Below are 14,378 nucleotides of genomic sequence, written 5' to 3'. Positions count from 1 at the left end.
TCACCCCCGCCGCTTCTCCCGCACCGCGTCCCGGGTCAGCGCGAGGTTCGCCTCCGCCGACCTGATGTCGCGCCGGGCCACCAGCACGTAGATGGCGTCGAGGAGGCTCAGCTGCGCGATGCGCGCCGCCGCGTTCTCGCCGAGCAGCGGCGAGCCGCGGGCCGTCGAGCACAGCACCACGTCCGCCACCTCGGCCAGGGCCGAGTGCGGGTAGTTGGTGATCGCAATGGTGCGGGCGCCGCGCCGCCGGGCGATCTGCAGCGCCTCCAGCGTGACCAGGGTCGCGCCGCTATGCGAGAAGCCGACCGCGACGTCCCGCGTGCCGAGGAGCGAGGCCGACATCGCCATCATGTGGGCGTCGTCGTAGACCGAGGCGCGGATGCCGATCCGCAGGAACTTGTGGGCGACGTCGCGGGCGATCTGGGCCGAGCCGCCGATGCCGTAGAAATCGCGCTGGCGGCCTTGCGCGATGAAGTCGGCGGCGCGCTCGAAGGCGGCGACGTCGGCGATGGCCAGCGTCTCCTCCAGCGCCTGGATCGAGGCCCGGAAGACCTTGCCGACGATCTCGGCGCCGGAATCGTCGGGCGACAGGTCGTCGTCCATCTCGGCGACCGAGAGACGGACGTAGTCGGCGACGTTCTGGCGGAAATCGCGGTAGCCCGAGAAGCCGAGCTTCTTGGCGATCTTGACCACCATCGCCTCGGAGACGCCGGCGGCCTCGGCCACGTCCTTCAGGGCGGTCTCGGCGCTGAAGTCGCGCCGCTCGAACACACTGTCGACGACCTTGGCCTCGAGCGGCGTCAGGTTCGGCCGCATCATACGGATCCGCGGCCCGACCGACCTCGGATCCATCCCGTCGCTCATCGCGTCCGTCTCCTCGCGGGCTGCGCCACTCACACGTCCGGCAAAGCTCGTACCAGACATCGGCCTCTGCACGGTTCCAGCCGAGATGATTCAGAGCCTCGTCGCTTTGCCTCCACCGATCTCCACGCCCTCCGGGTCATTCCGGGGCCGCGCAGCGGAGCCCGGAATCCAGACGCTCAGGTGGATGAGAATCGAGCGGAATGCGGTCCGTCTTGTTCTGAAAGACCTGCGGTTCTGGATTCCGGGCTCCGCTGCCGCGGCCCCGGAATGACCCGGAGGGTGTCATGTCCGTGGGGTGATCGAACACGTCTTCACACCACGCCCTTGCGCAGGACGAAGCAGCCGTAGGGTCCGGGATCGGCGGTGCGCACGACCGCGAAGGCGCGCTTGCCCGCCTCGTAGAAGGCGAAGCGCTCCAGGGCCTCGACCGGGACCGGCCGGCCCTCGGCGCGGTCGACCACCTCCTGCATCCGCGCATGCGCCGGCATCAGCCGGTCGGGGTCGCCCACCACCTGCATCCGCCACACCGGCGCCGTCACGAAGGTGTCGAGCGGCATCACCGAGAGGATGGCCTCAGCGGCGCGAGGCAGATCGCAGCCGGCCATGTCGATCACCCGGCCGTGGACGGTGTGGCGGGCGATGCTGGCGGCGGGGTGGTTGACGTCGCAGAGCAGGAGATCGTCGCCGTGCCCCATCGCCATCAGGACGCCGAGCAGCTCCGCCGACAGGGCGCGGTCGAGTCCCTTCAGCATGAGGGCTCCTCCCGGCCGCGGGGCGCCGTGGGGCGGATGAGCGGCCCCCGCAAGGTCGCGAGGACCGGGCGCAGCTGGTCGCGGACCGCCGCGATCAGGCTGACCGCGAGCAGGATCCCGCCCCAGATCGCGAGCGTCAGGAACTGACTGAGGTCGAGGAGCACGCAGGCAGTCGAGATCAGCTGCAGGACGACCAGCGCCAGGACGAGGCCGCCGACCCGGCCGAAGCCGCCGGTCGGGCTGATGCCGCCGAGGACGCAGGCGAGGATCGTGACGAGGAGGTAGCTCTCGCCGTAGGAGGCGTTGGCCGAGTTGAAGCGGGCCAGCATGACGAAGCCGGCGGTGGCCGCGACGAGGGCGGTGACGACGTAGATCCGCAAAAGAGCCGCCCGGGTGTCGATGCCGGAGAATCGCACCGCCTGCTGGTTCGAGCCCATCAGCGCCACCACGACGCCGAACGGCGTGCGGGTGAGGAGGAGGCCCAGACCGAGGGCGATCAGCCCGAACAGCAGCAGCGGCATCGGCACGCCGCCGACCGTGCCGCCGCCGAGGAACAGGATCTCGGGCGGGAACTCGGACACGACGCCGCCCCGGGTGAGCCCGATCGCCAGGCCCTTGACGAGGGTCATGGTACCGAGGGTCGCCAGGATCGGCGAGACGCGCAGGTAGCCGATCAGCGTTCCGTTGAGGGCGCCGATGACGGCGGCGGTCGCGAGCCCGCCGATCAGCGCAGCCGCCTCCCAGGCGAGGAGGAGCGCGCCCGACGTGCCGTCGGGGATCGCCTTCAGGATCGCCGCCATCGCAAGCGCCGAGAGGTTCGCGGTCGCGATGATCGACAGGTCGAGGCCGCCCGAGAGCAGCGCGACCATCATGGCCAGCGAGAGCAGCCCCAGCTCCGGCAACTGGAACGCCATCGAGCGCAGGCCCGCCGGGGCGAAGAGCCGGTCGCCGACGAGGGGGGCGGCCGCGAGGCACAGGACGGCGAGGAGGGCGAGGAGCCGCAGGTTGGTGCGGCCGATCGCATTCAGGAGATTCGGCATCAGGCGAGCCCCGGCGCATCGCGCCAGCGCCGGCGGGCGCGGGACGCCATGGCGGCCACGGCCGCGACGATGACGAGGCCGGTGAAGAAGTCCGACCAGTAGGACGACACGCCGAGGAGCGCGAGGCCGTTCTTCATGATGACGACGAGGGCGAGCCCGAGGATCGCGCCGAAGACCGAGCCGCTGCCGCCCTCCAGGCTCGCGCCGCCGAGCACGGCCGCCGCCACCACCTCGAGCTCGCGCCCGACGAGGGCGGTGGGCGACACCGACTGGGTGTACTGGGCCTGCACCAGAGAGGCGAGGCCGGCGACCAAGCCCATATAGCCGTAGACGAGCAGGTTGAGCCGCATCGTCCCGAAGCCGACGCGGCGGGCCGCCTCGGCGTTGCCGCCGAGCGCGAAGACCTGGCGGCCGAAATGGGTCCGGTTGAGCAGGAACCAGGTTGTCCCGAAGGCGAGGACCAGCCCGACGATCTGCAGGCTCAGCACGTAGGCGTTGCCCTCGGCGTCGTTCACCACGAGGAGGTCGAGCCCCGACGAGAACCAGTCCGGCAGGGCGAAGATGTCCTGGCCGCGGGTCACGGTGAGGAGCACGCCGTAGATCACGCTCTGGGTCGCGATGGTCACGATGATGCTGGCGATGCCGAGCGTGCTGACGAGCAGCCCGTTGACCAGCCCGAGGGCGAGTCCAATCCCGCCCGCGATGGCGACGACCTCGCCCAGGCCCGCCCCCGTCGCGTTGGCGACGGTGAGCGCGGTGTACTGCGCCACCGAGGCGACCGCCGCGAACGAGATGTCGATGCCGCCGGCGATCAGCACGACCAGCAGGCCCGCCACCAGGATGCCGTTATAGGCGGTGGCGTTCAACATCTCCAGGATGTTCTGGAGACTCAGGAAGTTCGGCCGCAGCAGCGTCAGGACGACGATCATCGCCAGGATGACGAGCCCGAGCCGGAGTTCCTGCGGTGCGCGGGCCAGAAACGGCCGACCCGGCGAGCGCGATCGCTCACGCATGGACCATGCTCCTCAATTCGGGTTCGGTGACATGGTGGGCCATCACTTCCCCGTGCAACTGGCCGTCGCGCATCACCAGGATGCGGTCGCAATGGTAGAGGACTTCCGGGATCTCGTCGGAGATCATGATCACCGCGAGCCCTTGCGCCGCGAGATCCTTCACCAGCTGGTAGATGCCGTCCTTGCCGTGCAGGTCGACGCCGACCGTCGGGCTGTCGAGGATCAGCACGCGGGGTTTGGTGGCGAGCCACTTGGCGATCACCACCCGCTGCTGGTTGCCGCCCGACAGGGTGCGGACCGGATCGTCGGGCGTGCCGATCTTGATCGAGAGGCCCCGGATCCAGTCGCGGATGAGCCCGGCCTCCTGACGGCGCCGCAAGAGGCCGATCCGGTCCTTCAGCGTGTCGAGCACCGGCAGCGTGATGTTCGATCCGATCGACTGGTCGAGGACCAGGGACAGCGACAGCCGGTCCTCCGGCACGTAGGCGATGCCGCGGGCGATGGCGTCGCGGTTCGACCGGAAGGTCACCGGCTCGCCGTCGATCCGGATCGTGCCGGAATCCGGCCTGTTCATGCCGAAGAGCGAGAGCGCCAGTTCGGTGCGGCCGGCCCCCAGCAGGCCGGTGAGGCCCAGGATCTCGCCGGGATAGAGCGAGAAGCCGACGTCCCGGTACTCGCCCGCCTTGGTCAGCCCCTCGACGCTCAGGACCGGGCGCTCGCGCGGCACGGCGCGCTCGGCGGTCTCGTAGGTGAAGGATTTCCCCGACATCAGCACCGCGAGGCGCTGCTCGGTCATGTCCTTGGCGTCGTAGGTGCCGAGCTTCACGCCGTCGCGGATCACCGTGACCCGCTCGGCGATCTCCAGGACCTCGTCGAAGCGGTGGCTGACGAAGAGAACGCTGATGTCGCGCCGCTTCAGTTCGAGGGTCAGCGCCAGGAGCGCGTCGACCTCGTGGCGGGTGAGCGAGGCGGTCGGCTCGTCCATGATGACGAGGCGGGCATCGGCGGCGATGGCCCGGCAGATCGCCACGAGCTGCCGCTGGGCGATCGACAGGTGGGCGACCCGCTCGTCGAGGTCGAGGGCGACGTCGATGCGTTTCATCGCCGCCTCCGCCGTCGCCCGCAGCGCCTTCTTGTTCACCAGCCCGGCGAGGTTGCGGTGCTGCGCGATGGCGATGTTCTCCGCCACCGTGAGGTTCGGGAACAGCGACAGGTCCTGGTAGATCACCTGGACGCCGAGGGCGCTGCTCTCGACCGGGGTGAGCTTGGCATGCTCGCGCCCCTCGACCACGATGCGGCCGCCCGGATCGGGGCTCTGCACGCCCGAGATGATCTTGATCATCGTCGACTTGCCGGAGCCGTTGCCGCCGACGAGACAGTGGATCTCGCCGCGCGCGAGGTCGAAGTCGAGGTCGGACAGGGCCTTCACCCCGCCGAACCGCTTCGACACGCCCCGCAGTTCAAGGAACATCATCGCTTGGTCCGTGTCGAGGGAAGAGCGCCGGCCGGCATCACTGGAATGCCGGGCGAAAGACGAGGCGCGGGTGAACCCTCCCCCGCAGAGGATAGCGGATTCACACTTCGCCCTCCGAGAACCAACCCTTTGTAAACGTGGGCGCTTCCCCTCCCCCTTGTGGGGAGGGGCTAGGGGTGGGGGTGGTGCCGCGTAGAGCGCGAGGCTCCTCCGGCACCTCCAACTCCTCCCCACAAGGGGGAGGAGAGGCGCGCGATATTTGACGGGGAATGAACTCAAACCGAGATGTGTGAACACACTGGCCCGCAGAGGGGGGAGGGGGGTCCTTTCCCCGGACAGCCTCCCGTGCCGGCAGGCGGCCTCACAACCCCTGCTTCACCAGATCGCCCACCGTCGTCTTGTTGATCGTCAGCACCCGATCGACCTCGATCACCCGCTGCGCTTCGTCCACCGTGGCCCGGCCCAGCGTCGGGATCTCGGTGCCGGTCTTGATCGGCGTGCCGTCGAGGGCCATGCGGGCGACCGCCACCATGCCGTAGCCGGCATCCTTCGGGCTCCACAGGAAGCCCTCGCGGATCGCGCCGGCCATGATCAGCGGCTGGGCCTGCGCCGGGATCGTCGTGCCGACGAGGGCGATCTTCTTCTCCAGGCGGCGCTGGCGGATCACGTTGCCGGCGCCGATCGGGCCGTTCGAGCCCATCGACATGATGCCGCGCACGTTCGGGTAGGCCTGCAGCACCTGCTGGGTCACGCGCGAGGATTCGTCGATGAGATCCGCGCCCGGGAAGCGGTCGGCCGCCTGCTTCATCTTGGGGAAGTGGGCCTTCTGGTAGGCCACCGCCGCATCCGCCCAGGCGTTGTGGCCGGGGGTCGTCAGCGTGCCGACATAGATGACGTACTCGCCCTCCTCGCCCATCTCGCGGGCGAGCGCCTTCATCTGCATCTCGCCGTAGCCCTTGGCGCTGATCAGCTCCAGGTCCCAGGTCTTGCCGTCCTGGTTGGCGCCTTCCTGGGTGATCACGACGATGCCGGCGTCGCGCGCGCGCTGCACCGCCTGGCCCGTCACCTTCACGTCGAGCGGCACGAGGCCGATCACGTCGACCTTCTTGGCGATCAGGTCGTCGATCAGCTTGACCTGCTGGGCCGGATCGACCGTGGCCGGGCCGACCATCGTGGTGGTGATGTTGAACTCCTTGCCGGCGGCCTCGAGCCCCTGGTTGAGGATGTTGAACCAGGGAATGCCGGCGGCCTTGACCACCGTCGCCATCGTCTTCGGCGCGGCCGCGAAGGCCCGGCCGGCGCCGAGGGGCCCGGCCACCGCCAGGCCACCGAGCATCTTCAACGTGGTGCGCCGATCCATGCTGCGTCCCTCCACCCGGTCGCGACCTGTCGTGTTGCGGTCGCGTTATTCACTGCAACACAGGTATGCGTGAAGCGAGGGACGAGTCAAGCCGGTTTCGGTCGCGCCGCTTCGGGCCCCCGCTCTCGCACCTGCGAAACGGTTCCGCTCTGCGTCTCTCGCGAAGCACTGACGAAGGGCATCCTTGGCGAGCAGCCACGTACTTTACAATTTCACGTAAAAATGTGATGTGCCGGTCAAACGCAGGAGACTCGATCGTGACATCCGACCCGGTCCGCTTCGCGACGCGGCTGAACTCCTTCGCCTCGAAGCCCGATGCCTATTGGCCGGCCGGCCACGGCAAGCCGGGCCCGCTGGACTTGGCGGCCCGCGCTGCGACCGCGCGCGGACTCACCGATGTCGACCTGAACTATCCCGACCATCTCGGCAGCGATGCGCGGGCGACCGGAGCGGCGATCCGCGACCTGGGCCTTACCGTGAACGGCCTGGCGATGCGCTACTACTCGAACCCGGCCTTCAAGATCGGCGCCTTCACCAACCCCGATCCGGCGGTGCGGCGCGAGGCGATCGACCTGACGAAGCGCGGCATCGACGCCGCCCGCGAGGCCGGCTGCTCGCTGATGACGCTGTGGCTCGGCCAGGACGGCTTCGACTACGCCTTCCAGGCCGATTACGCCAAGCTCTGGGCCGACGAGATCGCGGGCATCCGCGAGGTCGCCGAGCACGATCCCGACTGCCTGATCAGCATCGAGTACAAGCCGAACGAGCCGCGCTCCTACAGCCTGATGCCCGACTGCGCCACGACGCTGCTGGCGCTAGGCGAGATCGGCCTGCCGAATCTCGGCGTCACGCTCGATTTCGCCCACGTGCTCTACGCCGACGAGCAGCCGGCCTTCGCGGCGGCGCTGATCGCGCGCCACAGCCGCATCCTCGGCGTGCACCTGAACGACGGCTACGCCAAGCGCGACGACGGGCTGATGGTCGGCGCCGTCCACCCGATCCAGACGATCGAGCTGCTGCGCCAAGTCCGCCGCGACGGCTTCCATGGGCCGATCTACTTCGACACCTTCCCCGACCTCTCCGGCCTCGATCCGGTCGCCGAGTGCGAGGCCAACATCGCCACCGTGACGGCGATGCTGAAGGTCGTCGACACGCTCGACGCCGACCCGGACCTCGCCGGGGCCATCGCCCGCCAGGACGCCGTCGCGAGCCAGAACCTCGTCCGCCGGGCCATGTTCGGGCTCTGACGACACCGCGAAGCGCCCGAGCCGGCGGCGGACCGGCCGCGTCGATCGATCCAGGAGGAACCCATGCAGTCCCCTACGCCGTCCGGCCCCATCCTGCTCGCCGTGCCGGTCGACCGGATCGCGCGGGGGCGGGCGTGAGCCCGGAGAGCAGGACGGCGCCTCCCGCCGTGATCGTGGTCGGCAGCCTGCACTACGACATCACGGTCGACGCGCCGGACCGCCCGCGCAAGGGCGAGACGGTGACCGGGCGGGCCTGGGCCCCGGCCTTCGGCGGCAAGGGCGGCAACCAGGCCGTGGCGGCGAGCGGGCAGGGGGCCCCGACCGCGATGGTCGGCGCGGTCGGCGACGACGAATTCGGTCGCACTCTGCTGGCGGGGCTCGACCGCGCCGGGGTCGACCGCGCCGGCGTGGCGATCCTGCCGGGTGCGGGCTCGGGGATGAGCGTCGCGATCTTCGACGACGAGGGCGATTACGGCGCCGTCATCGTCTCGGGCACGAACCTCGCGATCACGCCCGGCCAGCTGACGGATGCCGTGCTGGCGCAGGCCCGCGTGCTGATCCTGCAGAACGAGATCCCGGAAGCCGTCAACGCCGCCCTGGCGGCCCGCGCCCGGCGCCTCGGCGTCACGACGATCCTCAATGCGGCGCCCGCCCGGCCATTCACCACCGACCTCGCCGATCACGTCGACATCCTGATCGTCAACGCGGTCGAGGCCGAGATGCTGGGCGCCGGGGCCGTGAGGGCCCTGCCGGACGCCGTGCGCGCGGCCGAGGCGCTGGCGGCGCGCTGTCCCACCGCGATCGTCACGGCCGGCGGCGGCGGCGTCGCCATGGCGGGCCGCGCCGGCGCCGCCGCCCTGCCCGGGATCCCGGTCGCGGTCGTCAGCACGCACGGCGCGGGCGACAGGTTCGTCGGCACCTTCGCGGCCCGGCTCGCCCGGGGCGAGGCCGCACCGGACGCCCTCGCCGCCGCCAACGCGGCCGCGGCGCGCCTGGTCTCGACGCCGCGCGATCGACAGACATCAGGGCTCGTCTGATTGGCCTCAACAGAAGCAACACGCTCCACGTCATTCCGGGGCCGCGCAGCGGAGCCCGGAATCCAGAACCGCAGGTCGTTCCGGATCAAGTGGAGCGCGTTCCGCTTCGTTCTGCACCGCCTGAGTGTCTGGATTCCGGGCTCCGCTGCGCGGCCCCGGAATGACATGCAGGGTGTCAACTCTGTGGGCTCCAAGCAAACAGGCTCCCTGAACCCCCCGGACGAGGACCTGATCCGGGCCGTCGAGCGGTGTGTGGCACGCGCGAACGGCGTCGGCGTCGATCACCGGGGCACCATCCGGTCGCGCCGCCCGCGAATGATGCCCTAGCCCGTTGATTCTGCCGCATTATCCGACGAATCGGTCTCCATTTCGTCGGACACTGCTCGATGAATCGCCGTGCCGATGCGTCAGCGCGCTGATATAACGCCGTCCTCACACCCCGTTGACGAGGATCCGCGCATGACGGCGGCGGCCGCCCCGAACTCCGTGCACACGACCAGCGCGCCGGTCATCGGCGAGGCGGAGGCGGCGGCGCTGGTCCAGGACGCCTATGGCCTCGTCGCCACCGTCCGGGCGCTGACGAGCGAGCGGGACAGGAATTTCCACGTCGTCGCCGAGGACGGCCGGGCCTTCGTGCTGAAGATCGGCAACGCGGCCGAGGACGTCGCGATCAGCGATTTCCAGGCCCGCGCCCTGCAGCACATCCGGGAGCGGGCACCCGGCCTGCCGGTTCCGGAGGTGCAGCCCTCCCGCGCCGGCGAACCGCATTTCGTGGCGCAGGTGGCGGCGGGCACCCGTCACGTCGTGCGCATGCTGACCTACTTGCCCGGCACCCCGCTCCATGCGGCGCCCGCCTCGCCCGCGCAGACCCGCAACCTCGGACGCTGCCTCGGCCTGCTGGACGCGGCGCTCGCCGGCTTCGATCATCCCGGAGCGCGGCACGAGCTGATCTGGGACCTCCAGCACATCCCGCGCCTGCGCCCCTCCCTGCGCCACGTCGCGGATCCGGGCCTGCGCCGCCTGGCGGACGAGGGCCTCGACCGCTTCGAGCGCGAGATCGGCCCCCGGATGGCGGGCTTCCGGCGCCAGGTCGTCCACAACGACTTCAACCCGCACAACGTGCTCGTCGATTCCGCGGATCCGGCGCGGGTGACGGGGGTGCTCGATTTCGGCGACATGGTCGAGACGCCGCTCGTCAACGACGTGGCGGTGGCGGGGGCCTACCAGGTGGAGGGGCCCGATCCCCTCGGCCGGCTCGCGACCTTCGTCGCCGCCTACCACGCGGTCAACCCGCTGCGGGACGAGGAGGTGGCGGTCCTGTTCGACCTCGTGATGCTGCGCCAGGCCATGACGCTGATCATCGCCGAGTGGCGCGCGAGCCTCTACCCCGAGAACCGCGCCTACGTGCTGCGCAACCATCCCCGGGCGGCCGCGGCGCTCGCCACCCTGGCCGGGATCGGCCGGGCCGAGGGAGAGGCGCGGCTGCGCAACGCCTGCAGCCTGGAGAGGACCGCATGAGCACGCTGACGAGCGCCGGCATGGTCAATGCCTACGTGCCGGGGGCCTCCTCCCGGATCCCGGAGGAGGACCGGGCGATGATCGAGCGGCGGGCGGCTCTGCTCGGGCCGGCCTACCGGCTGTTCTACGAGGAGCCAGTGCACCTCGTGCGCGGGGAGGGGGTGCATCTCTACGACGGCGACGGCAACCACTATCTCGACGTCTACAACAACGTCGCCTCGCTCGGGCATTGCCACCCCGCGGTGGTCGAGGCGGTGAGCCGGCAATGGGCGGTCCTCAACACCCACACCCGCTACCTGCACGACGCGATCCTCGCCTATGCCGAGCGGCTGAGCGCGACCTTCCCTGCGCCCTTGAGCCAGGTGATGCTCACCTGCACCGGCTCGGAGGCCAACGACCTCGCCTACCGGATCGCCAAGCACCGCACCGGCGGCACCGGCGTCATCGTGACCTCGCTCGCCTATCACGGCGTGACGGATGCGGTGAGCCAGTTCTCGCCCTCCCTCGGGGCGAGCGTGCCGCTGGGCGCGCATGTCCGCACGGTGCCGGCCCCCGACCTCTACCGCCGCAACACCGACGATCTCGGGCGCGATTTCGCGCAGGACGTCCGGGCGGCGCTCGCCGACATGCGGGCGAGCGGCATCCGCCCCGCCATGATGATCTGCGACACGATCTTCTCCAGCGACGGGGTCCTGGCCGACCCCCCGGGCTTCCTCGCCGAGGCGGTCGCGGTCGTGCGGGAGGCCGGCGCCCTGTTCGTCGCCGACGAGGTCCAGCCGGGCTTCGGCCGGACGGGCGACGCGATGTGGGGCTTTCAGCGCCACGCCATCCTTCCCGACATGGTGTCCCTCGGCAAGCCGATGGGCAACGGCCAGCCGGTGGCCGGCCTCGTGCTGCAGCCCGACGTGGTCGCCGATTTCGGCGCCAAGGTCCGCTACTTCAACACCTACGGGGGCAACCCGGTCTCCTGCGCCGCCGGGATGGCGGTGCTCGACGTCATCGCCCGCGAGAACCTCGTCCAGAACGCCCGCGACACCGGCGGCTACTTCCTGGAGCGCCTGCGCGGCTTCGCCGAGCGCCACGAGGCGGTCGGCGACGTGCGGGGCAGGGGCCTCTTCATCGGGGTGGAGATCGTGCGCGACCGGGCGAGCAAGGAGCCGGACGCGGCGCTCGCCGGCCACCTCGTCAACGCGTTGCGCCGGCGCCGGGTACTGATCAGCGCGTCGGGCCCCCACGCCAACATCCTCAAGATCCGGCCGCCGGTCGTGTTCTCCCGCGCGAACGTCGACACCTTCATGGACGCGCTGGAGGGCGTTGCGGCGGGGTAGGCGTCGGGACGAGGCCGGGTAGGGCGGCTCCCACGGTGACGCGAGAGCCTGATTTACGTGGGTCAGACCGACGTGAAGCCCTCTGTGTCATCCCGGGGCCGCGAAAGCGGAACCCGGGATCCATAACCGCTGACGCTTCATGAGTGCTCGGAACGCGCACCGCCTCGTGCGGTATCGTCAGCGGTTATGGATCCCGGGTTCTCGACTTCGTCGAGCCCCGGGATGACGTGGAGGGTTCCATATCGGTCCGCGCTAAGTCAGGCTCTCAGGACGAGTGAGGGGGTGGGACGCTCCAGCCGCGCGAACAAGCGCCTCCCGGTCGTCCCGGCCGGGATCTTGTTCTGCCGGAGAATCCTGTCGCAGACTCAGCCGCCACTGCTGCGAGACCTGCTGAGCTTAGGAAAGGCCCCTCCCGATGGCGAAAGACATCCTCTGCGGCTTCGGCGTCGACGTCGACGCGGTCGCCGGCTGGCTCGGCTCCTACGGCGGCGAGGATTCGCCCGACGATATCTCCCGCGGCCTGTTCGCCGGCGAGGTCGGCTCGCCCCGGCTCCTCCGGATGTTCGACCGCCTCGGCATCAAGACGACCTGGTTCATTCCCGGCCACTCGATCGAGACCTTCCCCAACGAGATGAAGGCGGTCGCCGAGGCCGGTCACGAGATCGGCATCCACGGCTACTCGCACGAGAACCCGATCGAGATGACGCGCGAGCAGGAGATCGAGGTCCTCGACAAGTGCATCGACCTCGTCACGAAGCTCTCGGGCAAGCGTCCGACCGGCTACGTCGCGCCGTGGTGGGAGTTCTCGACCGTGACGAACGAGCTGCTGCTCGAGCGCGGCATCAAGTACGACCACTCGCTGATGCACCACGACCACCAGCCCTACTACGTGCGAGTCGGCGACAGCTGGACCAAGATCGACTATTCGAAGAAACCCTCGGACTGGATGGTGCCGCTCCAGCGCGGCCACGAGACCGACCTGATCGAGATCCCGGCCTCCTGGTACCTCGACGACCTTCCGCCGATGATGTTCATCAAGAAGTCGCCGAACAGCCACGGCTTCGTCAATCCGCGCGACATCGAGCAGATGTGGCGCGACCAGTTCGACTGGGTCTACCGTGAATACGACTACGCCGTGTTTCCGATGACGATCCACCCGGACGTGTCGGGGCGGCCGCACGTGCTGATGATGCTGGAGCGCTTGTATCAGTACATGTCGTCGCATCCCGGCGTACGATTCGTCACGATGAACGAGATGGCCGACGACTTCGCCCGCCGCTCCCCGCGCAAGCCGTAAGCGGGCGATGTGCGCGCTCTGCGGCGTCCTCGGCGGCGCGGAGCACTGGGCCGACGCGCATCCGCGGCCCGGTGCCTTCACCCGCAACACCAGCCCCCTCGAGCGCCGCCGCGAGCGCGCCCGCCGCGTCGCGGAAGCCAACCGCATCCTGGCCCTGTTCGGGCTCAAGCTCTCGGACTGGCAGGGCACCGCCTTCCGGCTCGCGACCCGCACCGGCAAGGTCGAGCTCGTGGGCGACCTCGGCCATCTCTGGGCCGCGGCCGAGAGGCTCCTTGGCCGCCCGCTCGATCCCCTCGACCCGGTGCTGCTGGCGCGGCTGGGGCCCGAGGCGTGAGCGCCGGAGGCTCGACGTCCACCGCACCCACGAGGCGGCGCGGCGATGGCTGATCCCGGTTTTACCCCCGTGATCCTGCTCACGGGCTTCCTCGGGTCCGGCAAGAGCACGCTGCTGTCGCGCCTGCTCGCGGACCCGGCGCTCGGCGACACCGCGGTCCTGATCAACGAGTTCGGCGAGGTCGGCCTCGACCATCACCTGCTCGACCGCATCGACGAGGAGATGGTGCTGCTCTCCTCCGGCTGCGTCTGCTGCACGATCCGCGGCGAACTGGCCGCCGCCATCAGGACCCTGCAATCCCGCAGGGCGCGGGGCGAGGTGCCGCCCTTCCGCCGTGTCGTCGTCGAATCGACCGGCCTCGCCGATCCCCTGCCGGTGATCGCCACCATCACGGCCGACCCGGTGCTGCGGCACCATTTCCGCATGGGCGCGGTGGTGACCACGGTCGACGCCGTCAACGGCCCCGACCAGCTCGCGCGCCAACCCGAGAGCGTCGCGCAGGCCGCGGTCGCCGACCGCCTCGTGCTCACCAAGACCGACCTCGCCACCCCGGCGCAGGTGGCGGCAACGATCGCGGCGCTCCGGGCGCTCAACCCCGACGCCCCGCTCCTGCGCGCCGCGGGTGCGACGCTCGATGCCGCAGCGCTCCTGAGTGGGCGCCAGGCCCTGACGACCGTTGCCGAGAGCTTTCGCTGCGTCCCGGCACCGGCCGGAGCCGGAAACCACGCCGCCGACGTGTCGACCTTCGCCCTCGTCTTCGAGGCGTCGATCGACTGGACGCGGTTCGGCCTGTGGCTGACCATGCTTCTGCACAGCCACGGCAGCGCCATCCTGCGGGTCAAGGGCCTGCTGAACGTCGCCGGCGCCGACACGCCGGTCGCGATCCACGGCGTGCAGCAGCTCGTCCACGTGCCGACGCACCTGTCCGCCTGGCCCGATCCGGCCGACCGCCGCTCGCGCCTCGTCTTCATCATCCGCGGCCTCGATGCGGGCCTGATCGAGCGCTCGCTGCGCGCCTTCGGCCTGATGCCGGCGGGTGCGTCGGAGGGTGTCGAGCAAGGCCGGTAGACTCTCAGCATCCATCCCTCGCCAAAGCGCGCCCGGGATGCTCAGA

Annotated in this window: 13 protein-coding genes; 7 read left to right on the top strand and 6 right to left on the bottom strand. The window is 70.2% G+C overall.

Annotated features, from left to right (window positions below; genetic code table 11):
* The 6 genes from BM430_RS04120 to BM430_RS04095 form a co-directional block, all read right to left on the bottom strand.
* The gene (locus BM430_RS04120; protein ID WP_093565694.1) at positions 1–864 is read right to left on the bottom strand and encodes a MurR/RpiR family transcriptional regulator; all 864 of its coding nucleotides are present in this window, start codon (positions 862–864) and stop codon (positions 1–3) included.
* A gap of 311 nt (positions 865–1,175) precedes the next feature.
* On the bottom strand, positions 1,176–1,616 hold the full coding sequence (locus tag BM430_RS04115) for an RbsD/FucU family protein (protein ID WP_093565692.1): 441 nt from the start codon (positions 1,614–1,616) through the stop codon (positions 1,176–1,178).
* Positions 1,610–2,656 carry an ABC transporter permease gene (locus BM430_RS04110; RefSeq protein ID WP_093565690.1) on the bottom strand — a complete coding sequence of 349 codons (1,047 nt, stop codon included), beginning with the start codon at positions 2,654–2,656 and terminating at the stop codon, positions 1,610–1,612. Before BM430_RS04110 ends, BM430_RS04115 begins: the two co-directional genes overlap by 7 nt.
* Complete coding sequence (locus BM430_RS04105) at positions 2,656–3,669, bottom strand: ABC transporter permease (protein ID WP_093565688.1); 1,014 nt, start codon at positions 3,667–3,669, stop codon at positions 2,656–2,658. Before BM430_RS04105 ends, BM430_RS04110 begins: the two co-directional genes overlap by 1 nt.
* Positions 3,662–5,143 (bottom strand): sugar ABC transporter ATP-binding protein, encoded by a 1,482-nt coding sequence (locus BM430_RS04100; RefSeq protein WP_093565687.1) that lies wholly within the window; start codon positions 5,141–5,143, stop codon positions 3,662–3,664. The genes BM430_RS04105 and BM430_RS04100 overlap by 8 nt, the downstream gene beginning before the upstream one ends.
* Positions 5,144–5,504: 361 nt before the next feature.
* Positions 5,505–6,503: a substrate-binding domain-containing protein gene (locus tag BM430_RS04095; protein ID WP_093565686.1), complete on the bottom strand. Its 999-nt coding sequence runs from the start codon at positions 6,501–6,503 to the stop codon at positions 5,505–5,507.
* A gap of 257 nt (positions 6,504–6,760) precedes the next feature.
* Between BM430_RS04095 and BM430_RS04090 the strand changes: the two genes are divergently transcribed.
* The 7 genes from BM430_RS04090 to BM430_RS04060 all read left to right on the top strand — a co-directional run bounded on the left by BM430_RS04090 (position 6,761) and on the right by BM430_RS04060 (position 14,332).
* Positions 6,761–7,750 carry a sugar phosphate isomerase/epimerase family protein gene (locus tag BM430_RS04090; RefSeq protein ID WP_244539307.1) on the top strand — a complete coding sequence of 330 codons (990 nt, stop codon included), beginning with the start codon at positions 6,761–6,763 and terminating at the stop codon, positions 7,748–7,750.
* Between the two features lie 134 nt (positions 7,751–7,884).
* Positions 7,885–8,787, top strand: a complete 903-nt coding sequence (locus tag BM430_RS04085; protein WP_093565683.1) for a PfkB family carbohydrate kinase — start codon at positions 7,885–7,887, stop codon at positions 8,785–8,787.
* Between the two features lie 459 nt (positions 8,788–9,246).
* On the top strand, positions 9,247–10,305 hold the full coding sequence (locus BM430_RS04080) for a phosphotransferase (protein ID WP_177302936.1): 1,059 nt from the start codon (positions 9,247–9,249) through the stop codon (positions 10,303–10,305).
* Complete coding sequence (locus BM430_RS04075; protein ID WP_244539306.1) at positions 10,302–11,633, top strand: aspartate aminotransferase family protein; 1,332 nt, start codon at positions 10,302–10,304, stop codon at positions 11,631–11,633. The genes BM430_RS04080 and BM430_RS04075 overlap by 4 nt, the downstream gene beginning before the upstream one ends.
* 415 nt (positions 11,634–12,048) lie before the next feature.
* On the top strand, positions 12,049–12,930 hold the full coding sequence (locus tag BM430_RS04070; RefSeq protein WP_093565679.1) for a polysaccharide deacetylase family protein: 882 nt from the start codon (positions 12,049–12,051) through the stop codon (positions 12,928–12,930).
* A gap of 7 nt (positions 12,931–12,937) precedes the next feature.
* Positions 12,938–13,264 (top strand): hypothetical protein, encoded by a 327-nt coding sequence (locus BM430_RS04065; RefSeq protein WP_093565677.1) that lies wholly within the window; start codon positions 12,938–12,940, stop codon positions 13,262–13,264.
* A 45-nt stretch (positions 13,265–13,309) separates the two neighbouring features.
* A complete protein-coding gene (locus tag BM430_RS04060; protein WP_093565675.1) occupies positions 13,310–14,332 on the top strand; it encodes a CobW family GTP-binding protein in 1,023 nt (340 codons plus the stop codon).
* Positions 14,333–14,378: the final 46 nt, after the last annotated feature.

Source organism: Methylobacterium sp. 174MFSha1.1 (assembly GCF_900116815.1).
GTDB lineage: Bacteria > Pseudomonadota > Alphaproteobacteria > Rhizobiales > Beijerinckiaceae > Methylobacterium.
This window is presented reverse-complemented; position numbering and strand designations above follow the sequence as displayed.